General features: G+C 71.1%; 25 protein-coding genes and 1 riboswitch. Of the genes, 8 read left to right on the forward strand and 17 right to left on the reverse strand.

From position 1 onward, the window contains the following. Positions 1-90: 90 nt before the first annotated feature. From ABCR83_RS10310 to ABCR83_RS10370, 13 genes are all read right to left on the reverse strand, one after another. Positions 91-363: a hypothetical protein gene (locus ABCR83_RS10310; protein WP_462694579.1), complete on the reverse strand. Its 273-nt coding sequence runs from the start codon at positions 361-363 to the stop codon at positions 91-93. Continuing rightward, positions 360-980, reverse strand: a complete 621-nt coding sequence (locus ABCR83_RS10315) for a hypothetical protein (protein WP_462694580.1) — start codon at positions 978-980, stop codon at positions 360-362. Before ABCR83_RS10315 ends, ABCR83_RS10310 begins: the two co-directional genes overlap by 4 nt. Before the next feature lie 14 nt (positions 981-994). Further along, on the reverse strand, positions 995-1,189 hold the full coding sequence (locus ABCR83_RS10320; RefSeq protein WP_462694581.1) for a hypothetical protein: 195 nt from the start codon (positions 1,187-1,189) through the stop codon (positions 995-997). Continuing rightward, positions 1,186-1,311: a hypothetical protein gene (locus ABCR83_RS10325; protein WP_462694582.1), complete on the reverse strand. Its 126-nt coding sequence runs from the start codon at positions 1,309-1,311 to the stop codon at positions 1,186-1,188. The genes ABCR83_RS10320 and ABCR83_RS10325 overlap by 4 nt, the downstream gene beginning before the upstream one ends. Then, on the reverse strand, positions 1,311-1,553 hold the full coding sequence (locus ABCR83_RS10330) for a hypothetical protein (protein WP_462694583.1): 243 nt from the start codon (positions 1,551-1,553) through the stop codon (positions 1,311-1,313). The genes ABCR83_RS10325 and ABCR83_RS10330 overlap by 1 nt, the downstream gene beginning before the upstream one ends. Before the next feature lie 149 nt (positions 1,554-1,702). Continuing rightward, complete coding sequence (locus tag ABCR83_RS10335; protein WP_462694584.1) at positions 1,703-3,904, reverse strand: P-loop NTPase family protein; 2,202 nt, start codon at positions 3,902-3,904, stop codon at positions 1,703-1,705. Between the two features lie 279 nt (positions 3,905-4,183). Then, on the reverse strand, positions 4,184-4,474 hold the full coding sequence (locus ABCR83_RS10340; RefSeq protein ID WP_462694585.1) for a hypothetical protein: 291 nt from the start codon (positions 4,472-4,474) through the stop codon (positions 4,184-4,186). A gap of 81 nt (positions 4,475-4,555) precedes the next feature. Beyond that, positions 4,556-4,792, reverse strand: a complete 237-nt coding sequence (locus ABCR83_RS10345) for a hypothetical protein (protein ID WP_462694586.1) — start codon at positions 4,790-4,792, stop codon at positions 4,556-4,558. A gap of 93 nt (positions 4,793-4,885) precedes the next feature. Then, positions 4,886-5,806, reverse strand: a complete 921-nt coding sequence (locus ABCR83_RS10350) for a DUF2637 domain-containing protein (protein WP_462694587.1) — start codon at positions 5,804-5,806, stop codon at positions 4,886-4,888. Further along, positions 5,803-6,438 (reverse strand): hypothetical protein, encoded by a 636-nt coding sequence (locus ABCR83_RS10355; protein ID WP_462694588.1) that lies wholly within the window; start codon positions 6,436-6,438, stop codon positions 5,803-5,805. Before ABCR83_RS10355 ends, ABCR83_RS10350 begins: the two co-directional genes overlap by 4 nt. Next, positions 6,435-7,073: a GGDEF domain-containing protein gene (locus ABCR83_RS10360; RefSeq protein WP_462694589.1), complete on the reverse strand. Its 639-nt coding sequence runs from the start codon at positions 7,071-7,073 to the stop codon at positions 6,435-6,437. The genes ABCR83_RS10355 and ABCR83_RS10360 overlap by 4 nt, the downstream gene beginning before the upstream one ends. Then, entirely contained in the window at positions 7,073-7,537 is a 465-nt protein-coding gene (locus ABCR83_RS10365; RefSeq protein ID WP_462694590.1) for a hypothetical protein, read from the reverse strand. Before ABCR83_RS10365 ends, ABCR83_RS10360 begins: the two co-directional genes overlap by 1 nt. Further along, positions 7,534-7,962 carry a WhiB family transcriptional regulator gene (locus ABCR83_RS10370; protein ID WP_462694591.1) on the reverse strand — a complete coding sequence of 143 codons (429 nt, stop codon included), beginning with the start codon at positions 7,960-7,962 and terminating at the stop codon, positions 7,534-7,536. Before ABCR83_RS10370 ends, ABCR83_RS10365 begins: the two co-directional genes overlap by 4 nt. 873 nt (positions 7,963-8,835) lie before the next feature. On the opposite strand from ABCR83_RS10370, the gene ABCR83_RS10375 reads away from it, so the two are divergent. The 8 genes from ABCR83_RS10375 to ABCR83_RS10410 all read left to right on the forward strand — a co-directional run bounded on the left by ABCR83_RS10375 (position 8,836) and on the right by ABCR83_RS10410 (position 17,606). After that, positions 8,836-9,186, forward strand: coding sequence for a winged helix-turn-helix domain-containing protein (locus ABCR83_RS10375; protein ID WP_462694592.1), 351 nt, complete (start codon positions 8,836-8,838; stop codon positions 9,184-9,186). 221 nt (positions 9,187-9,407) lie between these two features. Further along, on the forward strand, positions 9,408-10,832 hold the full coding sequence (locus tag ABCR83_RS10380) for a helix-turn-helix domain-containing protein (protein WP_462694593.1): 1,425 nt from the start codon (positions 9,408-9,410) through the stop codon (positions 10,830-10,832). Positions 10,833-10,875: 43 nt separating this feature from the next. Then, positions 10,876-11,559 carry a RibD family protein gene (locus ABCR83_RS10385; RefSeq protein WP_462694594.1) on the forward strand — a complete coding sequence of 228 codons (684 nt, stop codon included), beginning with the start codon at positions 10,876-10,878 and terminating at the stop codon, positions 11,557-11,559. Then, positions 11,556-12,005 (forward strand): deaminase, encoded by a 450-nt coding sequence (locus ABCR83_RS10390; protein ID WP_462694595.1) that lies wholly within the window; start codon positions 11,556-11,558, stop codon positions 12,003-12,005. The genes ABCR83_RS10385 and ABCR83_RS10390 overlap by 4 nt, the downstream gene beginning before the upstream one ends. A 605-nt stretch (positions 12,006-12,610) precedes the next feature. Continuing rightward, entirely contained in the window at positions 12,611-13,717 is a 1,107-nt protein-coding gene (gene rlmN, locus ABCR83_RS10395; RefSeq protein ID WP_462694596.1) for a dual-specificity RNA methyltransferase RlmN, read from the forward strand. Between the two features lie 31 nt (positions 13,718-13,748). Then, a riboswitch (TPP riboswitch) is annotated at positions 13,749-13,854 on the forward strand. Continuing rightward, on the forward strand, positions 13,850-14,929 hold the full coding sequence (locus ABCR83_RS10400) for a thiamine ABC transporter substrate-binding protein (RefSeq protein ID WP_462694597.1): 1,080 nt from the start codon (positions 13,850-13,852) through the stop codon (positions 14,927-14,929). Its footprint overlaps the riboswitch before it by 5 nt. Positions 14,930-14,967: 38 nt before the next feature. Beyond that, the gene (locus ABCR83_RS10405) at positions 14,968-16,581 is read left to right on the forward strand and encodes an ABC transporter permease (RefSeq protein WP_462694631.1); all 1,614 of its coding nucleotides are present in this window, start codon (positions 14,968-14,970) and stop codon (positions 16,579-16,581) included. Then, the gene (locus tag ABCR83_RS10410; protein WP_462694598.1) at positions 16,581-17,606 is read left to right on the forward strand and encodes an ABC transporter ATP-binding protein; all 1,026 of its coding nucleotides are present in this window, start codon (positions 16,581-16,583) and stop codon (positions 17,604-17,606) included. The genes ABCR83_RS10405 and ABCR83_RS10410 overlap by 1 nt, the downstream gene beginning before the upstream one ends. A gap of 38 nt (positions 17,607-17,644) precedes the next feature. On the opposite strand, the gene ABCR83_RS10415 is transcribed toward ABCR83_RS10410, so the two are convergent. The 4 genes from ABCR83_RS10415 to ABCR83_RS10430 form a co-directional block, all read right to left on the reverse strand. Continuing rightward, positions 17,645-18,571, reverse strand: coding sequence for a hypothetical protein (locus tag ABCR83_RS10415; protein WP_462694599.1), 927 nt, complete (start codon positions 18,569-18,571; stop codon positions 17,645-17,647). Between the two features lie 161 nt (positions 18,572-18,732). Then, positions 18,733-19,953 (reverse strand): hypothetical protein, encoded by a 1,221-nt coding sequence (locus ABCR83_RS10420; protein WP_462694600.1) that lies wholly within the window; start codon positions 19,951-19,953, stop codon positions 18,733-18,735. Beyond that, positions 19,935-20,672: an ABC transporter ATP-binding protein gene (locus ABCR83_RS10425; RefSeq protein WP_462694601.1), complete on the reverse strand. Its 738-nt coding sequence runs from the start codon at positions 20,670-20,672 to the stop codon at positions 19,935-19,937. Before ABCR83_RS10425 ends, ABCR83_RS10420 begins: the two co-directional genes overlap by 19 nt. A gap of 164 nt (positions 20,673-20,836) precedes the next feature. Next, positions 20,837-22,471: a thiamine pyrophosphate-binding protein gene (locus tag ABCR83_RS10430; RefSeq protein WP_462694602.1), complete on the reverse strand. Its 1,635-nt coding sequence runs from the start codon at positions 22,469-22,471 to the stop codon at positions 20,837-20,839. Positions 22,472-22,489: the final 18 nt, after the last annotated feature.

The following is a 22,489-nucleotide window of genomic DNA, read 5'->3' on the forward strand; positions in this document are numbered from 1 at the left end:
CAGTAGGGGCGTTCGCCGGAGCCGTTGGCGCCGCACTGGCAGCAGTGCGGACAGGGGTAGTCGTCGGTGGGCGTGCACAGTTCGCAGGGGTTAGAACGGCGGTTCGTCGCTGTAGCCGGTGGGCTGGCGGCGCCATCGCTGGGGCAGCCTGGGCAGCGGCAGCAGGACCCACCGCAGGTCCTCGCTCCAGCAGCCGCAGGGCTCCCAGTCGCTCCCGGCGTACTCGCCGGTCTCGTCGCCGTAGGGGTACTCGATGCCGCCGCAGTCGCGGCAGCCGGGGCGGGGCGTGTCAGTCAGGATCAGTGCCGGGCGGGGCCGGGTCGCGCGCTGGACGCGCAGCCGGGGCCGGAGGCGGCGGCTCATAGGGACTTCCTTTCGGCGGCGGGCAGTTCGGGCAGTCCGGCCCGGGTGAGCTGGACGGGGTCGAAGCCGGGCAGCGCGGCCCGGGTGGTCAGTGCGGCAGCGAGCGCCTGGGCGTACTGGGCGCCCTCGCGGGCCACTTCGATCTGCGCCCCGGCCCGCAGGGCCTCCACGCGCTCGATGTGGGCGTGTTCCTCGCGCCGCACGTTCATGTGGCGGTCATGGGCGAGGGTTTCGCGGCGGTCGGTGCGCCAGGTGCGGGCGGTCAGGGCGTAGGCGATGGCGGTGGTCAGGGCCCACAGGAGCAGGGGCAGGGGCAGGCCGTCGGCGTACCCGGCGACCCCGGCGAGGGCGAGGGTCCCGGAGGTGGCGAACGCGGTCCCGGCGATCACGGAGTCTCCGGACAGGCCGAGGGAGGCGGCCGCTCCGGCCCCGGCGGCGGCGAGCGAGAGGGCGGTCATCAGCACGGCGTCGCCGACGGAATGCTGGGCGCCGTTGGCGTTCCAGATGCGAGCCAGGACCAGCACGGTTGAGGTGGCCAGGGCGGGGGCTGCCTTGGGCAGTACGGCGGCCAGCTGGTGGCTGCGGGCGGGCGGTCCGGTGGCGGGCGGTGGGTTCATGGCAAGTCCCTTGGTCAGGGGTGGAGGTTGGCCAGGGCGGTGGCGGCGGAGGTGCACAGGTCGTGGATGGGCTTGTAGGCGCCGGTTCCGGCGGTGAAGAAGCCGAGGAGGAAGACGACCAGGGCGCCGCCGAGGCCGATGGCGCGGGAGCGCAGGAGGAAGAACGCGGCGATGCCCAGGAGGAGGACGGCGGAGAAGGTGAGGTTCACGGGGACTCCGTTGCGGTGGTGTGCGGCGGGGTGGCGGGCCCGGTCTCGTGCGCGCCGGGGCAGCCGCTGACGGCCAGGCCGAGCAGGACCGCGGCGAGCGCGAGGTACAGCAGGCGCCGCATCAGCGGGTGCCGTCGTGGTGGATGCGGGAGGCGCGGTTGTAGAGGTGGCGGCCGAGGCGGATGCGGCGGCCGGTGCCGTCGCAGCGGCGGCAGTGGCGGCCGCGCTTGGGGCGGCCCTGGCGGTTGGTGAGCATCTTGAAGCCCCAGCCGCGGCACTTGCGGCAGGGCCCGAACGGCGAGGCAGCACACAATCCGATGTAACCGAACGTGACGACGAGAAGGAAGGCGGTAGCAGCGGGCATGGGGGTCTCAGAGCCCCTTCCAGGGCGGTTTCCGGGGTTTTCGCTGGTGGGGTGCTATGCGCTAGATCGCAGATGAGCACCAATGTGGAGTGCTAGCGGGGGTGCTACCGGTAGCAGGCGCACCCGCTACCGGTAGCACCGCCCAACGGCTATGCCGCACCCGGCTTTTCGTCACGCTCCGCAATTGCCTTCATGAGATCGGCGCGGACGATGCCGCGCCGCGTGGTGCGCTCTCCCTCGTCCGTGGTTCCGGCCTGACCCGCGACCTTGATCCCGTACGGCTTGAGCGCGGCCGTGACGGTCACGCCCTCCCACCCGCCGTAGACCTCCGGCCGCAGCTCCGCGAGGCGGGCGCCGATCCGCTCGTTCCACACCCGCTCTTCACCGGCCGGCACCACGCTGGCGATGTCGGCCAGCAGGTCGTACACCGGTCCGCGGGCCTTCTGGTCGTCCTCGCCGAGCGCGAAGCCGGACAGGGCGCCCTCGGCTTTGCGCAGCGCGAGTGCCTTCTGCGCGATGGCGTGGGTGGCCGGGTCGTCCAGGTAGGCGGTGCGCACCACGACCGGCATGGGGGTGGCGCCTGCGAGGTAGCCGTTACCGGCGTCGATCTCGGCGCGGAACTGGGTCGCGCGCAGGCCGTTCTTGTAGGCGCTGGTGCCCAGGATCATGTCGTTCTCGACCTGGCCTGCGACCTTGAGGCAGAAGCGGATGGAAACATTGCCGCTGATGCCGGTGGGCAGGGAGTCCTTGTCCGGCCGCTGGGTCGCCAGGACCAGGGTCACACCCAGGGCCCGGCCGAGCTTGATGACGAACTCGGCGTCCTCGCCTGCCTGTTTGCCGTACTTGGAGTGAGCGAAAAGGTTCTGGCACTCGTCGAAGACCGCGAGCAGCGGCCAGAGCTTCAGAGAGCGCTTGTTGGCGATCTCCCGGGTGATGCGCTTGTCCGGGCACAGATCCCGGGGGAGTTTCTTGATGGCCGCGGCCCGGCGCATGACCTCCTCGCGCAGCAGGGCCAGGGAGTCTGCGGCGTACTTGACGGACTCGTCATCGATGCCGGAGACGAACCGGTGGGACACGCAGGCCAGGGAGTCGAGGTCTCCGGTGCCCTTGTTCTCGTGCAGCCACAGCTCCGCGCTCGGGTCCAGGGCTGCGCCGCAGGCCAGCACCCGTACTGCGCTGGTCTTGCCCTGTCCGGGCAGGGAGCCGATGAGGACGTTGTGCTGGATGAGCGGCACGGACTGGGCGCGGCCGCGGGGGTCGATGCCGAACGGGTTGCGTTTGAAGACGTCGTGTCGGCGGGCGTCGGCCAGCGCCCACTTGACGTTGCCGGTCTTGGACAGGTCCCGGTCCCCCACCCACAGGATCAGGCGTCCCTCGTGCTCGTTGGGGTCGGCGTCCGGCCAGACACAGCCCAGCGGGCGGCGCAGGCCGGAAGCGAGCCGGGCGCGCCGGTCTGCCACGTCGGACACTGTCACGCCCAGGGGCAGGTCGATGTCGGCACGCCAGCCCGGGCCTTCGCGGGTGATGGGGGCGGCGAACTTGATCCCGTCCTGGCCTTTGGCCACCGCTGTGCTGATCTGTCCGATGCCGATGGAGGCCATGGCCTTGATGACGATGTCGCTGGTCAGCTTCGGCGCCTTCGCTATCTCCACCGCCCGGGCGATGACCGGGGCGTCCGACCGGCCGCCCGCCGACCCGAACGCCAGCAGCAGAGCGCTGACGGACACGGCCTGGAGCCAGCCCGGAGCCAGCACATACAGCGCCAGCGCCGCCCCGACTCCGATCAGCAGAGCCAGAGTTGCGGTCAGGGTCCGCAGGCGTACCCGGCCGTCACGCTGACGTGACAGGCGCAGGTACTCGCCCGCGTCCTCACGTCGTACAGCGGCCAGCCGGACAGGCTCACCCTCGGCGTCGGCCATCCACCGCATCGTGCCGCCGACGAACCGGGCCGCCCCGAGCGGGGCTTGCAGGGCGAGGCGAGTGGCGTAGAGGGGGGAGCGCATGGCGTGGTAGGCCAGCGTGTGGCCGTAGTACCGGCCCACCCACCCCGCGGCCGTCTTCAGTTCCGCCGACGACTTCAGCCAGGCCGGGACGACCGGGTGCAGCCGCGCACCCCGGATCCGCTCCATAAAACCCGGGCCGACCGGCGCCGGACCGTCCACCATCACCGGCGGAGCCACATCGGCCTGCCCGTCACCCGTTCCGGCAGGCTCGGTTTCGGGCTCAGGCTCGGTGGACTGGGTGCGTGCGGTGCGGGCCTTGTCCAGGTCCACCACCTCCGCGGCAGGGCCGGGATTCATCTCGGCCTCCAGCCGGTTGAACAGCTCGTTCTCGTCTTCTCCGTGATTCACTGACGATTCCTTCCACAGGGTTGGAGGGGTGAGCGGGCCCGGCCGTCGCTGTAGGAGGTGGGCGGCCGGGCCTGTTGGCTGTACTGGAGACCGGCATCCAAGGGGCTGCGAGAACTGCTCGGAGCTCCTCGGGGTGGTCAGTCGGCCCAGGTCATGTGCCGGTCGTGGGCGTTGCACTCGCACGCGCAGGAGTGGGAGCGCTCGCACGGGCAGGGCTCGCAGCAGTGGTGGACACCGCAGTCCCTGCACCGCCAGCGTCGGCATTCCTCGCACGCGTCGTCATGCATACGTCGTCCTCAAGGCCGGGGTCTGGGTGGGGCGGGGCAGGGCGCGGCATGTTTCGGCGTGTGTCTGGGCCCAGTTGGCGGCCTGGCGGGTGGCCGAGCCGCGGTTCGGGCGGTCGCCGTAGGTCGGGATGTCGCTGCATTCCCAGGACGCGTTGGGGCATCCGGCGCAGGTGGCGATGACGCAGGTCGGGTACTCGGTCAGGTCGACGGTGGCCCCGGCGAGGGTGAGGTAGCGGGCGATGACACTCTCGGGCCAGGCGGTCTTGGCGGTGTCGATGGTCACGATGAACACTCCCTGTCGGTGAGTGCACGGCCCGGCCGTCGCTGTAGGAGGCGGGCAGCCGGGTCCGGCGTGGTGGTGGTGTCAGAGCTGGTCGGGCTCCAGGGCGAAGAACAGGATGCTGATCGGCGTTCCGTACTCGTCCGTGAGCTGGTCCATCAGGTGGTTGAAGCAGGTGGTGCGCGTGTACCGGGATCCGGTGGGGACGCTCAGGACGCCGGAGCGGCTGTTGAGCAGCCCGTCGCGGGTCTGCACGGTGGTGATGTAGTGGAAGTCCGTGGTCTGCTGACCGGCCGTCGTGCCCGTCGTCTGTGTGGCCATCGTTCGGTCTCCTTGATCGGATCGGATGCGGGTTTCAGGTGGCGCGCTGTTCCTCGGGGCAGGCGCATGCCGTGCGCCTGCCGGGGTGGGGTGTCACTGGGGTGGGGTGCTCACCAGGTGCAGTCCCTGCCGGTTGGTGGCGAGGCGTTCTTCGACGGCCTTGATGCGCTTGCGGCCCCAGCCTTCGGAGAAGCCGAACTCCCGGGCCAGCGCGGCCGGTCCGATGGGTGTTCCGGCGTCGAGGGACTGGGCGTACGCCTCTTCCGCACGCTGGCGCGTACGCTCCAGCTCCGCCTCCTCGTACGCCCGGTCACCGGTACTGACAGCTGCCGTACGGGAGGTCCGTACGGCGGGCGTACGCGACGTCTTGTGCGGGGTGGGCGTACGGGGTGTGACCTGCGCGTACGGTGCCGGATCGGGGGTGGGCGTACGGGGGCCTGTACGCCCGGGAACCGGCGTGCTCGCATCCCGTACGGGGCCGGATGTGTCCGGGTGTACGGGGTGCGTACGCTCCAGGGCCACCGTGACCGCACCGACGGCCTGTACGCCCTCCGGGCCGACCGCGGTCATCTCCGGTGCGGGCGAGGCCGGTTCGGGTCGGTGGTGGAGGATCTTGGCCACCAGGTCCGAGCCGAAGAAGATCGAGCCGACCGGCAGGGAGGTGGCCAGCAGGACCAGGCACCAGTTGGCCGGCGCCCAGTCGGACAGCCGGTGCTGCGCCGCCTGGTGCAGGACGGGCACCAGGCCGTGGACGTAATTCAGGACCAGGGAGGCCACCGTGTACCCGGCCAGTACCCGCAGCGCGAACGCCCGGTCCCGGCCGGTCAGGACGAGGGTGGCGACCAGGGCCAGGGCCATCAGCCCGTCCACCACGAACGGGTAGAGCAAGGCCGCCACCGTGTCCGCGCCGACGGTCCGGGCTACGTCCCGCTGGGCGTTCCACGACACTCGGAATGCCATGCCGACCACACCGACCAGCGCGGCCACGAGGAGGGCTTTGGCCGTGCGGTTCACGCCGCCACCTCCGTACCGTCCTCGTACGGGACGGCGATGTGGGTCAAGTCGGCGTACCGGGCGGCCTGTCGGCCGGTGAGGTGGCCGTGCCCGTCGAGGGCGGCGGCCAGGCGCAGCACCCGGTCCCACAGCGGGGTCAGTGCCGCGTCCGCCGCGGTCTGTGCCGTGGCGTAGTCCAGGGCGCCGGGCGTGCGGCCACCGAAGACGACCGTGCGCCCGGCCGCGGTGCGCACGGCGTCGACGACGAGCCGGCGGTCGTCACGGGCGCCGCGTTCGGTGGCCCAGGCCCGTTCGACGGTCCACAGTCCCTTCTCGTGCATCCAGCGGTCCTGGGCGCGTTCTCCGGCGGCGCACATGGCGATGTACTGCGGGCACGGCACGCTCCACCGGCCGCCGTTGCGGACCCACGCCCCCGGGCCGTCTCCCCGTCCGAGGTCATCACTGATGTGCATCTCGGTGAGGGGGATGCCGATGGCCATGCTGAGCACGGCGTGCCCGGCTTCGTGGACGGCGGTGGCGAGGCGCAGGGTCGCGCTGTCGAACCGCCAGACCTTGTAGGTGTCGGTCCAGCCCCGGGGTTCGGGGTGGCGGGTGTAGAGCGGGCGGTCGGAGTTCAGGTGCCAGGTGCTCATCGCACACCTCCTCCCGAGGTGCCGCGCCGCCCGGTCCGGCGGCCGTTGGCCGACGTCATGGACGGGATCGGACCGGTGGCCAACTGCCAGCCGCCGCCCAGGCGTTTGGCCGCGTACATGGCCTCGTCCGCCCGCCGCAACGCCCGCCCCAGCTCCGGGTGCGGCAGGCACTCCTCCCGGTACGCACCGACCGACGCCCCCACCCGGAGCTGGTGACGGCGGTACGGCACGGGCGCGCACAGAGCCGCGTGCAGACAGGTCAGCGCAGACGGCAGGTCACCGGGCGCGGTGACGGCGGCGGCGAACTCGTCCCCGCCCAGCCGCGCCACCACCCCGCCACGGCCCTCGGCCCAGACGGCCAGCCGCGCCGCCGTCGTGGCCAGCACCGCATCCCCCGCCCCATGGCCATGATGGTCGTTGAGGACCTTGAAACGGTCGAGGTCCACCAGGACCACCACCGTGCCCGGGGCCCGCAGCATCCGGCGGGCCCGCGCCTGGAAAGCATCCCGGCCGGGAAGGCCGGTCAGCGGGTCGCGCCGCGCACGGTCGAGGCGCCGGCGCAACCACACCGCGTGCAGCGACCACCCGGCCCCCACCGGCACCGCCGCAGCCACCGCCGGAAGAAACGCACTCATCACGCCACCTCCCCCATCCCCTCGCACAGGACGGGAGCGGGCCGGGCATAGTCGTCGCGCACCAGATCGGGATCGAGATCGAGGAACTGGTGCCGCTGCTCGGCGAGTTCAACGCCGGGCTGCGCCGCCCGCAGATCCTCCAGCACCTGCTGAAGTGGCGGCCGCTCCGGCAGCAGCGGGGCGAAACCCACGAGCTTGACGGCGGCACCGCTGTACGCGCTGTAGGCGACCAGCATCATGCAAGTGGGGATGGTGCTGTACTCCACCGCATCGACGGGGATGCCCAACGCAGTCCGCCATGCCTCGAAGTGGCCCAGGTCGTCATGGACAGAGATGTCCAGACGGTCAGGGAACACGTCGTCGATGGCGAAGCAGGCGGCAGGCAGGCCCGGGAACACCGCGCCGATCTGTGCGAGCGCGCCCAGCGGCGCGCGTTGTGCGGCCAGGATCACGGGCCCGGTCATGCTGCCACCGCCCCCGCTGCACCACGCACACGCCGCCGACGATTGCGCGCGGCATTGGCCAACCGGCACGCCGCACAGGCGACTTCGCCCCGGCGCTGGTGCTGCTGGTAGCCGCGGCGCGTACCGCACTCAACCGGCCGCCGCGCATTGTTGACGTCGGTGTTGCGGTCACGCCGGGAGATCGCATACCGCTCCCGGGGGTCCTTGCCGCCCCAGATACCGAACCGTGTGTACACCTTGGCGTCGCCCTCCGACGCCAACGCGACGGCCAGGCACACCTCCCGCACCGGGCACTGCGCGCACAGGCCCTTGGCCAGCGCGGCGGCCTCGTGGTCTTCTGGATCAGGAAAGAAGACCTCCGGCTCAACCGCCGCGCACAGCGCACCAGTCAAGCCCGGGTGCGGCGCAGGCTCGAACGCCAGCACCGTCCCAGCGGGACGCGCGGCCACATGAGGCGACCGCCTACCCGCGATGGCAGACATAGCCATCACCACTCCTGTTTGTTTGGAGGGACTGGAAGCCGAAGCAGCCGCAGGCGTGTGGTGAGACGGCAGCTGCTTCGGAACGCCGGCCGCAGTCTCGGTGAGAGGCGGCCGCCGGGGGTGGAACGAGGGGAGAGTCCCGGCGCTCCCCACCGCCCCCGGTCATCACGTGCCGGGGGCGCCTGGGCAACACAGGGCTGCAAGACACGCGCGGGAGTCAGCCAGAGGCTCTGGGGCTGCCGCGCGAGGGTTATCCGACTCGATGGGCCTTGCAGCCGTACCGGTCCCGTACGGCGTGCACCCAGGTACATCGTTGGAACACAACAACCTCCTGGAGGAGGAACCGATAGGGGGCTTCCCCGGCCGGCCGTCGCCACGGCCCACCGGTCCCGAGCCCCGGGTGTCGGGGGCGCCATCGTCGCTGCTCTGGCGCCACAGCAGGGCGGTGCGTGCCGGGTAGCACCCCGAAGGGGTTGACCCAGAGCCAGCACGTGGAACAACCGCCGACGCCGTAACCCGGGCGCCCGCGGGGACAGGGAGTCTCACCCTGTTCAGAGTTCACTGTTGAGTTCTCAAGGAACAGACGCTGCCTTTGTCCCCCTGTCGCGGGGGTCTCCGGGCGCTAAAACTGCAGGTCAAGCAGGACTTAGCAGGAGTTCGCCACCTCCGTTAGGAGGCTTTGATTTCTCTGCCTCAGAGTGCACTGTGAGGCAGAGTTCCCGCAACCCCCTGGCAGAGATTGGCCGCTCAGGCTTGGCCCTACCTGCGCCGCTTGGGCACTATGAGGCAGAGACCAAGACGAGCTGTGGGGTGTAGATGGTCGAGTGGACCGGCGTACCGGCCTACCAGCAGGTGGCGGAAGAACTTCGAAAGCGGATCGCTAGCAACGAGTTCGCGGCGACGGGGAAGCTGCCATCGCTGGCAGCACTCCAGGAGACTTACGGCGTGACCGTAACCGTGGCCCGAGACGCGATTCGCAAGCTCAAGACGGACGGTCTGGCCGTGAGCCACCAAGGCAAGGGGGCTTTTCTGACCTCCGGCTCCACGGATCGCGCCAGACAGGCCGGACCGGAAGGGGCCATTGCCGAGTTGCGTGACGAGGTCGCACAACTTCGGCTCGAAGTAGGCGAGTTGCGTGAGCGCGTGGCGGTGCTGGAGGGTCGGTGAATCCTTGCCCTCCACGGGAAGGCGCAACAGCCCTTCCCCCAGTCGCCGACTCTGTACTGCGATCACGGCCCCTCCTTTCGCTCGTTATCGACACGGCGCTTCCGGCCGATCGATAGGTTCAGATCTCCCGTGCATCGGTTGTAACGGCGGGGCGAGTCCCGCCAACAGATCCGCGATGTGGCCGCCACGTGGTGGTCACGTGGGCCTCATAGGAGGACGGAATGGGGCAGCGTCCGAACGACCTGACGCCGCATGTAAGTCCGTGGCACTTCCTCGGGGCGACGATGCGCGACTGGCGCACTCAAGGCCCTCACGGCTACTTATCGCTGGGCAAGCTCAGCAAGAGGATCACCTATAACACCAGCTACATGGCCCGAGCAGAGAGAGGCGATCAGGCTCCTTCCGCACCACTGGTCGAGGCGTACGACAAGGCGCTTGGGGCGGGGGGATCGTTAGTCCGGCTTCACGCCATGCTCCTTGAAGGCGTCAGCCTCGACTCCCTGCCAACGCAGCATGTGGCCAATCCGAGGGCCCATGTGGCCAACCACCCTGTGGCCCTGGCTGGCGAAACGGATCTCCAGGCACCGTCAGAGGAGGGGATGACCATCCCCGTACGCACCGATGACGGAAGGATCATCTTCGTGTCACTCTCACGCCGTGCACTGATAGGCGTACTCGGGGCAGGTGCAGCGCTGGCTGCCGCTTCCGAACTCCCGGCCACTGGTGCACCCCGCCGATCCAGCCTGGTCACATCGGGAACGGACCCGATCGAGCACCTGGAAACAACGCGGCGGGTGCTCATCGACAACGACAACCTATTCGGCCCGCACCGGGTGATTCCTCTGGTCCAACAGCAGATCACCGCCATCAAGGAACTGCGGAATGGCCGGCAGGGCGCAGACAAACGGCGGCTCATCCAGCTGCACACCCAGTACTCGGAACTCTGCGGCTGGCTGTACCAGGACCTTGGAGACTTCCGTGCCGCCCAGCACTGGACGCATGAAGCGCTGGAGGCGTCGCACATGTCCGGCGACCCCGAACTAACCACCTACAGCCTCGCGCGGCGCAGTCAGCTGGCTGGTGACATGGGTGACCCGATCGAAGCCGTGGACGTAGCCGAGGCCGCCGAAGACCTTGCCGAGCCGCACAGCCGTCTTGCTGCCGTGGCCGCTACCTACGGAGCTCACGGCCATGCTCTGCGCAATGAAGCGGCGGCGTGCCAGAGGGCCTACGACCACGCCTTGGAGCTGCACGCCACCATGGATCCGAATCCCGCCTCCCCCTGGGGGGTATGGCTGGACGCCGCGTACATCGAGGTCCAGCGTGCCCAGAGCCTGGCAGTGATGGGCGAGCACCACCGGGCAGCCGAGGGTTTCCGCAACGCAATCAGCCGGCTGCCATCGGGGTACCACAGGGATCGCGGTGTCTATCTGTCACGCGAAGCCGTCGCACTCGCCAACGCAGGCGAGGCCGAACAAGCCTCCATTGTTGGGCTTCAGGCACTGAGCATCGGAGTCGAGACGGGATCCGCGCGTATCACCCGAGGGCTGACCCAACTCGACGGCATGCTGACCAAGTGGCGTACGGTCCCCAGCGTGATCGAGTACAAGGAAGCCATGGACGAAGCCGTGCTTCGGCAGGCATGAAGGTCACCTCCGCCCCCTACCGCACCCACCAAGGAGATCTGTCATGTCCCGCCCGTATGTCCTGCTGAGCGTCGCTACCTCGGTCGACGGCCACATCGACGACACAAGCCCTGAACGACTCCTCCTGAGCAACAGCGCCGACTTCGACCGTGTAGACCAGGTGCGAGCGGAGTCCGACGCCATCCTCATCGGCGCAGGCACCATGCGCGCCGATAACCCGCGCCTGTTGGTCAACAGCGAAGCGCGCCGAGCTGCGCGCGTCGCCGCGGGGAAGCCGGAATTCCCGCTGAAGGTCACCGTCTCCGCCAGCGGAGATCTCGATCCGGACCTGAAGTTCTGGCATCACGGCGGTGAGAAGCTTGCGTACACCACCGCCACTGGTGAGGAAGGGCTCCGTCGCCGCCTCACCGGCCTCGCTGATGTGGTCTCTACTGGCGCCGAAATCGACTTCGGCACGATTCTGGACGACCTTGGAAAACGTGGCGTCGAACGCCTCATGGTCGAGGGCGGCGGTCAGATCCACACTGCGTTCCTCTCGCAAGGGTTCGCCGACGAAATCCACCTTGCCATCGCTCCCCTGGTGGTCGGCGACGCCAAGGCGCCTCGCTTCCTCAACCCGGCCAGCTACCCGGGCGGTTCGACACATCGCATGCACTTGGCCGAGGCTCGAACGATCGGTGATGTGGTGCTCTTGCGCTACCTGCCCAAGCAGGGGAGCCGTGCATGAGCCTTGCTGACGACCACTTCTGGATGGGGAAGGCGATCGAGCTCTCCCACCACTGCCCACCGTCTGAGGGCGCCTACTCCGTGGGGGCCGTCATCGTGGACGAGCAGGGCGTAGAGATCTCTCGGGGTTACTCCCGTGAGACGGATCCGCACGTCCACGCCGAAGAAGCAGCACTTGCCAAACTGGCATCCGGTACGAGGCTCATCGGTGCCACCCTCTACAGCACCCTGGAACCCTGCTCCCAACGCAGATCACGGCCTCTTACCTGTAGTCAACTCATCCTCCGTTCGGGGCTTCGGCGCGTCGTCATTGCCTGGCGGGAGCCGGCCCTCTTCGTCGCTGATTGCGTTGGAGTTGAGTCCCTCACGGCAGCCGGAGTGAGCGTTGTGGAACTCCCCGACCTGGCCGACCAAGCTCGTGCGGTTAACGCCCACTTGCTGGGTTGAGGGGCGCGCGGGCGGTCTCGGTTCTGATCTCGTTCTTCGCGCGACTGCCCACGTATGGTGTCCCAGCTGTCCGACTGTCCGGTTAGGGCCCTGACCTGCACAAACAGGTGGGACAGCGAGATTCTCCAGTGTCCCACCTGTCCGACCTGAGTACAGGGCCGCCTTCGTCGGGGGCGCAACAGCTGGTGGTGACCCTCCGCCCCTCACCGATCGTGTGAGGGGTGTGGCTGAGCGCACGATGGGCGCCCCAGGGGCGTCGGACGAAGGCCGGCCTTCTCGTTCTTCGCTCCTGGGGCCGCCACGGCCGCGCAGAGTGCTGGGCCCGCCGATAGCGACTCGGGTTGAAGGGGCAGACGGCGTCGACGGGCCGGTTTTCGGGACTTCCCCAGCCGGGTCGCTATCCGCTAGCAGCCTGGTCAAGCGGTGTGGGGGCCGCTATCGATAGCGGGTCGGGCTGCTAGTGATAGCGGCCCCCACGGGCCCTCCCTGGGCCGCCTGTGGGCCGTCCGAGGAGGGCCAAGGGCGACCAATGACGACCGCCAACGACGGTCCCGCCCCGCAGCAGGCCCAGGTCACACAGAGCGATCTGCGACACTGGATGGACCATGCCTAAGCCCGGAGAACTCACTTTTGTCGCCCCCCGCGGAGCCAAGAAGCCCCCGCGACACCTTGCCGATCTCAGCCCCGCCGAGCGCCGTGAGGCGGTGGCCGCGATAGGCGAGAAGCCGTTCCGGGCCAAGCAGCTGTCCCAGCACTACTTCGCCCGCTATGCGCACGACCCGGCGGCCTGGACCGACATCCCGGCCGCGGCCCGTGCGAAGCTCGCCGGTGAGCTGCTGCCCGAGCTGATGAGCGTGGTGCGGCACGTCTCGTGCGACGACGACACCACCCGCAAGACCCTCTGGCGGCTGCACGACGGCAAGCTGGTCGAGTCCGTCCTGATGCGCTACCCGGACCGGGTCACCATGTGCATCAGCTCACAGGCGGGCTGCGGCATGAACTGCCCGTTCTGCGCCACCGGCCAGGCAGGCCTGGACCGCAACCTCTCGACGGCCGAGATCGTGCACCAGATCGTCGACGGCATGCGCGCCCTGCGCGACGGCGAGGTGCCGGGAGGGACCGCGCGGCTGTCCAACATCGTCTTCATGGGCATGGGCGAGCCGCTCGCCAACTACCAGCGGGTGGTGGGCGCCATCCGCCGGCTCACCGACCCCGAGCCGGACGGCCTCGGGATCTCCCAGCGCGGCATCACGGTCTCCACGGTGGGCCTCGTCCCCGCGATGCACCGCTTCGCGGACGAGGGTTTCAAGTGCCGTCTGGCGGTCTCGCTGCACGCGCCGGACGACGAGCTGCGCGACACCCTGGTCCCGGTCAACACCCGTTGGAAGGTCCGCGAAGTCCTGGACGCCGCCTGGGAGTACGCGGAGAAGTCCGGCCGCCGGATCTCCATCGAGTACGCCCTGATCCGCGACATCAACGATCAGGCGTGGCGCGGTGACCTGCTCGGCCGCCTCCTCAAGAGCAGGCGGGTGCACGTCAATCTCATCCCGCTCAATCCCACTCCGGGATCCAAGTGGACGGCCTCCCGGCCCGAGGACGAGCGGGCGTTCGTCGCGGCGATCGCCGCGCACGGCGTGCCCGTGACCGTACGGGACACCCGCGGCCAGGAGATCGACGGGGCCTGCGGACAGCTGGCCGCCACCGAGCGCTGATACTGTCCAGCTGCATCACTCGTACAAATGAACAATCCGACAGGGGAGCGCATACAGCGCTGAGAGTGCGGAACGGCCCGCAGACCCTCGGACCTGATCCGGTTAGCACCGGCGTAGGGAGTCAGCTCGACCATGAACACCAATCTCCGGCGTGCCCTGGGCGCGGCCGTCGTCGCCGCGCTGGGCCTGCCGGTGCTCGCCGCCTGCGGGAGCTCCGGCGAATCCGACGGCGGCAAGACCGTCACCCTTGTCTCGCACGACTCCTTCGTGGCCTCGGACGGGGTGCTCAAGGAGTTCACCGAGGAGACCGGCTACACCGTGAAGGTGCTCAAGAGCGGTGACGCGGGCCGGGCCGTCAACCAGGCGATCCTCTCCAAGAGCCACCCGCAGGGCGATGTGTTCTTCGGCGTCGACAACACCCTGCTCTCCCGGGCGCTCGACCACGGCCTCTTCACGCCGTACCAGGCCAAGGGCCTGGACCGGGTCCCCAAGGACCTCCAACTCGATGCCGCCGAGCACCGGGTGACGCCCATCGACACCGGCGACATCTGCGTCAACTACGACCGCGCCTATTTCGCGGACCACAAGCTGGCCCCGCCGCAGACCTTCGACGACCTGGTCCGGCCGGAGTACAAGAACCTCCTGGTCACCGAGAACTCCGCCACCTCCTCCCCGGGCCTGGCCTTCCAGCTCGCCACCATCGCCAAGTACGGCGACGCGGGCTGGCCGGACTACTGGAAGAAGCTCAAGTCCAATGGGGTGGAGGTCGTCGACGGCTGGGAGCAGGCCTACAACGACCGCTTCTCCGGCTCCGCGGCCGGGAAGAAGGCCAAGGGCGACAAGCCGCTGGTGGTCTCCTACGCCTCCAGCCCGCCCGCCGAGGTGCTCGGCCTGAAGCAGCAGCCCACCCAGGCGCCGACCGGCGTCGCGACCGGGACCTGCTTCCGGCAGACCGAGTTCGCCGGGCTGCTGAAGGGCGCCAAGAACACCAAGGGCGGCCAGGCGCTGATCGACTTCCTGCTGGGCAAGAAGTTCCAGGAGGACATGCCGCTGCAGATGTTCGTCAAGCCGGCCGCCCGGGACGCCCGGCTGCCCGAGGTGTTCACCAGGTACGGCGCAAAGGTCGCGAACCCCTGGACACTGGCCCCGGAGAAGATCGCCGAGAACCGTGACCAGTGGGTCAAGGCATGGTCCTCGCTCGTCCTCAAGTGACGCGGGACGGCCGGAAGACGGCGGTGCGGCTCGGCCTGATGGCCGTGCCGCTCGCCTTCTTCGCGGTCTTCTTCGCCTACCCGGTCGCCGCGATCGTCTCGCGGGGGCTCAAGGCGGACGGGCGGTGGCAGCTCGGCCGGATCGGTGAGGTGGTCACCGATCCGCGCATCGGGGACGTCCTGTGGTTCACCACCTGGCAGGCGGCCGCCTCCACCGCGCTGACGCTCGCCCTCGCGCTCCCCGGCGCCTATGTCTTCGCACGCTTCGACTTCCCCGGCAAGCGGCTGTTGCGGGCGGTGGTCACCGTCCCGTTCGTGCTGCCGACCGTCGTCGTCGGCTCGGCCTTCCTGGCACTGCTGGGACGCGGCGGACTGCTGGACGAGACGCTGGGCGTGCGGCTGGACACCACGGTCTGGGCGATCCTGCTCGCCCATGTCTTCTTCAACTACGCCGTGGTGGTACGGACCGTCGGCGGCCTGTGGGCGCAGCTCGACCCACGCCAGGAGGAGGCCGCCCGGGTGCTGGGCGCCGGAAGGTTCGCCGCCTGGCGCCGGGTGACGCTGCCCGCGCTGGCCCCCGCGGTGGCCGCCGCCGCCCTGATGGTCTTCCTGTTCACCTTCACCTCCTTCGGCGTCATCCAGATCCTCGGCGGCCCGCGCTACGCCACCCTGGAGGTGGAGATCTACCAGCAGACCGCGCAGCTGCTCGACCTGCCCACGGCCGCGGTGCTCACGCTGGTGCAGTTCGCGGCGGTGGCCGCGCTCCTCGGGGTGCATGCGTGGACCGTGCGGCGCCGTGAGTCCACGCTGCGGCTGGTCGACGCCGCGCACACCTCCCGCCGCCCGCAGGGCCCGGCGCAGTGGGCGCTGCTCTGGTCGGTGCTGGCCATGGTCGCGCTGCTGCTCCTGTTGCCGCTGGCGGTGCTGGTACTGCGCTCCTTCGACGGACCGGACGGCTATGGCCCGGCCTTCTACCGCGCGCTGGCCTCGGCCGGCGACAACGGCGGCACGTTCGTCGTCGCCCCGCTGGAGGCCATCGGCAATTCGCTGGCCTATGGTCTGGCCGCCACCGTCATCGCGCTGCTGGTCGGCGGCCTCGCCGCGGCGGCGCTCGGCAGACGTGAGGGGCGGCTGGTACGGGGCTTCGACGCGCTGCTGATGCTGCCGCTGGGCACCTCCGCGGTGACCGTCGGCTTCGGCTTCCTGATCGCCCTGGACGAGCCCCCGCTGGACCTGCGGACGTCCTGGATCCTGGTCCCGCTGGCCCAGGCGCTGGTGGGCGTGCCCTTTGTGGTGCGGACCATGCTGCCGGTGCTGCGCGCGGTGGACGCACGGCTGCGGGAGGCGGCCGCGGTGCTCGGGGCCTCGCCGCTGCGGGCGTGGCGCGAGGTGGATCTGCCGATGGTCGGGCGGGCGCTGGCGGTGGCGGCGGGATTCGCGTTCGCCGTGTCGCTGGGCGAGTTCGGGGCGACCGTGTTCATCGCCCGCCCCGACCACCCGACGCTGCCGGTCGCCGTGGCGCGGCTGCTGGGCCGGCCCGGCGAGCTCAACTACGGGCAGGCGATGGCCCTCAGCACGGTTCTGATGCTGGTGTGCGCGGTGGCGCTGCTGGTGCTGGAGCGCATCCGCACCGACCGTACGGGAGAGTTCTGATGTCTCTGCTCACGCTGGACGGCATAGGCGTCCGCCTCGGTGGGCGCGCGGTGCTGGACACGGTGGACCTCGAGGTCGCCGAGCACGAGACGGTGTGTGTGCTCGGACCGAGCGGCAGCGGCAAGTCCACGCTGCTGCGGGTGGTCGCCGGGCTGCAACGGGCCGATGCCGGGCGGGTGTTGCTGGCGGGCGAGGACCAGAGCGCGGTGCCCGTCCACCGGCGCGGGGTGGGGCTGATGTTCCAGGACCATCAGCTCTTCCCGCAGCGGGACGTGGCCGGAAACGTCGCCTTCGGGCTGCGCATGCAGGGGGCCGGGCGGGCCGAGGCGGAACGCATGGTCGCCGAACTGCTCGAGCTGGTGGGCCTGCCGGGTGCCCAGCGGCGGTCGGTCGCCGCGTTGTCCGGTGGCGAGCAGCAGCGGGTCGCGCTGGCCCGGGCGCTCGCCCCCGGGCCGCGGCTGCTGATGCTGGACGAGCCGCTGGGCCAGCTCGACCGGAGCCTGCGCGAGCGCCTGGTGGTGGAACTGCGCGCGCTCTTCGGCCGGTTGGGCACGACGGTGCTGGCGGTTACGCACGACCAGGGTGAGGCGTTCGCGCTCGCGGACCGGGTCGTGGTGATGCGTGACGGCCGTATCGCGCAGGCCGGCACGCCACTTGAGGTCTGGCAGCGGCCCGCCTCCGAGTTCGTGGCCCGATTCCTCGGCTTCGACAACGTGGTCGAGGCGACGGTGACCGGCGAGCGTGCGGACACGGTGTGGGGGAAGCTGCCGGTGCCGCCCGGGACGCCGGAGGGCGAGTGCCGGATGCTGGTGCGGCCCGGTGGGGTGCGGGTGGTTCCGGCGGCGGAAGGGATGCCGTGCGAGGTGGTCGGCCGGACGTTCCGGGGTGACCAGGTGACGGTGCGGCTGCGGCCTTGCGACGGGCCGGAGTTGGCGGCGGCGTGCGCGTTGGGGGCGGCGCCGGAGGTGGGTTCTCGGGTGGGGGTCGCGTTTCATGTGGACGATGTGGTGGTGCTGGGCGGGTAGGTAGGTACCCCGGTCCCGCCCGCCCGGCGTCTGAGCCCTCAGCTCGCGGTCGTCGCCTCGAGTTGCTTCTCCGCCGGCGCCGGCGCGGCCGCGTGGCCCTCCGGTTCGCCGAACCAGGCGACGGCCACCGCTCCCGCGACGGCCAGCAGGAAGCCGAGGATGGCCACCCAGGCGAAGCCGGCCCGGGAGTGGTCGCCGAGCCAGAGCACGCCGATGATGCCCGGCAGCACCGTCTCGCCGACGACCAGGGCGGCCGTGGCGCCGTTGACCGAGCCGATCTGCAGGGCGACCGTGTGCAGGTACATCCCGACGCCGCCCGAGACGAGGATCGCGTAGAGCGCCGGGTCGGCGATCAGGGTGGGCAGGTCGAAGGGATCGATGCCGTCGAGGATGCGGACGCCCACGCCGATCGCGCCGAAGCCCAGGCCGGACAGCAGACCGGCCAGGATCGCGGCCTTGGAGCCCAGCAGGCGCACGGCCACCGTGCCGCCGCCCATCAGCACCACCGAGATGCCGAGCAGCCACCAGTGGGTGGACATCGCCGTCTTCCCGTGGCCCTCGCTGCCGGCCGCCGTCGCCAGCAGCACCAGCGCCGCGCAGACCACGGCTATGGAGGCCCACTCCGGGCGCTTGAGCCGGATGCCCAGCAGCTTGATGCTCAGCAGGGCGGTGACGATCAGGTTGGCACTGATCACCGTCTGGGAGAGGAAGAGCGGCAGCATCCGGGCGGCCAGCGCGCCCAGCCCGAAGCCAATGAAGTCCAGCACCGTGCCGACCATGAACTCCCAGGTCACCGCGGCCTTCGCGGTGGAGGACAGGCTGGGGCCGCCATGCTGGGTGACTCCGGTCGTGGAGGCCGCCGCGGCCTCCTCACGGGCCGATTTCCGCGATCCCACGGCTTGCAGGACCGATCCCGTGCCGTAACAGGCCGAGGCCGCGACAGCCGTCAGAAGGCCGATGATCACCAATAGCTCCGTTCGCCTGACTGCGTCATTCCGGGGGACGACCCCCGGGCCCCGGGAACCGTCGTGCTCCTGAAGCAGACGTGGTTTTAGGCCGCGGAGTTGCCTTGAGTCAAGAACTGGTCAAGTGATGTTCGCCCGGGCGAGAGTTCACCGGGCCCGGGTCACCTCATCAGCGGCAGCGCGCTGAGCTCCGCGATCACCCAGGTCAGCGGGGCCAGCACGGCCAGCAGGACGCCCGCGCGCACGGCGGCCGCGCCGCGCAGCAGGGCGGCGGGGATGCCCAGGCGCAGCAGGGCCGAGGTGGTCTCGGAACGGATCTGCCGGGCGTCCAGCGCGGTGGTGATCACGGTGGCGGTGGCACAGGCCATGACGACGGCCGCGCCCAGCCCGGTGAGCGGGCCGAAGGGCCGGGAGGCCGAGCGCTCCCAGGCCGCGCCGTACAGCTCGACGGCGGCGAGGACGCCCGAGGCGACCGCGCACAGCACACCGAGCGGCCGCCCGATGCGGCCCGCGGTGTCCTGCAGCATGCGCCCGGCCAGCATCCGCACCGGGCCGGGCCGCCCGGCCGCCAGCAGCACCCCGCACCAGTGGGTCAGCCCGGGGCCCGCCAGCACCAGGCCGAGGGAGGCGAGCAGCCAGCCGCCGAGCAGCCCGGGGGAGGCGCCGCCGTGCTGGCCGGGCAGGGTGAGCAGGGCCTCCGGCTCGGGGGCGGGCGCATGGCCGACGTACGCCTCCAGGGCGAGGCCCGTGGCGATGACCGCGATGCCCCAGGGCAGGCCCGCATAGGCGGGCCTGGGCTGCCGCGGCGCGGTCACCGGCGCGGCAGCGGGGGAGTCCTCACCGGCCTCTGCCGGGGCGGTTCTCCTCGCCCTCTCCCGCGGGCGCAAGGCGATGGCGCACAGGCCGGCGGCCGCGGTCGGCAGCAGGCCGAGCAGCGTCAGGGCCGCGCCCCACGGCAGTGCCTCGCCGCCGTCCAGCAGCCGGGCCGCGGAACCGCTCAGCGGGGTGCTGCCGAGGTCGCCGCGAAGCTCCAGGTAGACCAGCAGCGCGGCCACGCTGCCGAACGCGCAGCAGACGGCCGTCGAGGCGGCCGCGAGCAGGGAGAGCCGCACCGGGCCGAAACCGGCCGCGTCGAGACCGTCCCGCGGCCGGGTGGCGGGGTCCGTACGGGCCACCGCCAGCGCGAACTGTGCCGCGGCCGCGAACGGGACCGCGCACCACAGCAGCCGGACGAACGAAGCCCGGGACTGCTCCGGGTGCGCCACGGCGTACCCCAGCGAGCACAGCAGCAGGAAGCCGACACCCGCCGCCGCGACGGCGACCAGCAGCCGTCGCAGCAGGACGAGCGGATGCGCACCGCGCGCTAGGCGGAGACTGAGCACGCGGCCCTGCCCTCTCCACCGGGCGCGTCGGGCGCGGGGATGGCGCCGCCCCGGCGGCCGTCGACCAGGCCGACCGTACGGTCCGCCAGGGCCGCGCACTCGTCGTCGAGCGTGGCGAGGATCACCGTGATCTGGTGCGAGCGGGCGGCCGTGGTCAGGGTGCGCAGCACCTGGGCGCGGTCGGCGCTGTGCAGGGGGGCGGCCGGGTCGTCCGCGAAGATCACGGTCGGTTCGCCGGCCAGGGCGCGCGCCACCGCGATCCGCTGGCACTGTGCGCGCAGCAGTGCGCCGGGGCGTTTGCGGGCGCAGTCGCCGACGTCCAGGCGTTCCAGCCATTCGTGGGCGGTCTGCCGGGCGGCCCGGTGGCCCACTCCGCGCGCCAGCAGCGGCAGGGCGGCGTTCTCCCAGGCGGTCAGCTCCGGAACCAGATGCGGGGTGCTGTCGATCCAGCCGAACCGCTCGCGGCGCAGCCGTTCGCGCGCCGAGCGGGACAGGGTGTGCACGGGTGCGCTGTTGAACCACACTTCGCCGGGGTCCGGCATCAGCTGCCCGGACAGGCATTTGAGGAGTGTGGTCTTCCCCGAGCCGCGCGGTCCGGTGACGGCGAGGATCTCGCCCTCCCGGACACCGACGGAGACGCCCGCTAGGGCGGGGGAACCGTTGTAGGAGTAGTGCAGGCCACGTGCCCAGAGCACGTCGTTGTCCGGCGGGGCCACCATATCGAGCACACCTCGGGTCGCTGGAGGGTCCGTTCCCCTGTCCGGGTGAACGAACCGGAGGCCATTGGGTCACTGGCACCGTACGGAACCGGGATCCTAGCCCCGGCCCAGGCTCGACGCGTGAGTGACCCACTTTCCTCCCATCGGGCTCATCCGCCGAGGGGTTACAGATGGGTGGGGGCGAACATGCGCAGCACGGCCGGGAGTACGACGACCGAGGGGCCGGGCGTGGCGAGCGCGGTGGCCAGATCCTTGCGCAGCCGCTCCGGGGTGCTGAGGCGGGCCGGGACGCCGAAGGACTCGGCGAGCGCGACAAAGTCGGGACGGGCCAGCTCGGTCGCGGTCGCCTCGCCGAAGGCGTCGGTCATGTACTCGCGCAGGATGCCGTAGCCGCCGTCGTCGACTATCAGCCAGGTGACCGGCAGCCCGTACTGGCGGGCGGTGGCGAGTTCGGCGATCGAGTACATCGCGCCGCCGTCCCCGGAGACGGCCAGCACCGGACGGGTGCGGTCCGCCGCGGCGGCACCCAGGGCGGCCGGGAAGCCATAGCCGAGGCCGCCCGCGCCCTGCGCGGAGTGGAAGGCGCCGCCGCGCGGGTCGAACGCCGACCAGGCCCAGTAGCCCAGGATCGTCATGTCCCAGAAGCTGGCGGCATCGTCCGGCAGGGCGGCCCGGACGTCCGCCAGTACCCGCTGCTCCAGCTCCAGCGGCTGGGCGGCGATCCGGCCGCGCACCCGCTCCAGCAGCGCCCGGGCCGCCTCGGCGCCCGCGCCCGCCGGGCGGCGGGAGACCGCGGAGGCCAGCGCGTCAAGGGCGAGCGCGGCATCCGCGTGGATGCCCAGGGCCGGGTGGGCCGTGAACGCCGACTCCAGCTTGCCCAGGTCCGCCTCGATCTGGACGACCCGGCCGCGGGGCCGGAAGGTGTGGTAGTTGGAGGACAGTTCGCCGAGGCCGGACCCGGCGACCAGCAGGACGTCGGCGGCCTCCAGGAAGTCGGTGCTGTGCCGGTCCTCCAGCCAGGACTGCAGCGACAGCGGGTGCTCCCAGGGGAAGGCGCCCTTGCCGCCGAAGGTGGTGGCCACCGGCGCGTCCAGCCGCTCCGCCAGCGCCAGCAGCGCGCGCTGCGCCCCGGCCCGTACCACCCCGCCGCCCGCGAGGATCACCGGGCGCCGGGCCGCGGCCAACGCCGCCGCGGCCTCCTCGATCAGCTCCGGCCGGGGTGGCAGCGGGCGCGGGTGCGCGTCGAGAGAGCGCACCGGGGGCACCCCGACCGGGGCCAACAGGATGTCCTGCGGGATCTCCACCCATACCGGTCCGGCCGGGGCCGCCAGCGCGGAGCGCCAGGCCTCGGCGAGCGCGGACGGGATCTGCGCGGCGGTGCGGACGGTGTGCACGCTCTTGACCACATCGCGGAACGAGGCCTGCTGGTCGCGGAGTTCATGCAGATAGCCCTTGCGGCCGCCGCCCAGCCCGGCGACCGGGATCTGGCTGGAGATGCCGAGCACCGGCGCGGAGGCCGCCGCCGATTCCTGCAGCGCGGCGAGCGTCATCAGCGCGCCCGGTCCGGTCGACACCAGCAGCGGCGTGACCCCGCCGGTCACCCGCGCATGGGCGTCGGCGGCGAAGCCGGCGTTGTTCTCGACCCGCAGCCCGACATAGTCGAGCGCGGACCGCCGCAGGGCGTCGAAGAGGCCGAGCGCATGCTGGCCGGGCAGCCCGAAGACGGTGCGAGCGCCCAGGGCGGCGAGCGATTCCAGGACCAGATCGCCGCCGGTGCGGGGGCGCTGCGCGGTGCTCATGGGGTGGGGTGCCTTTCT

The organism is Streptomyces xingningensis, assembly GCF_054957865.1.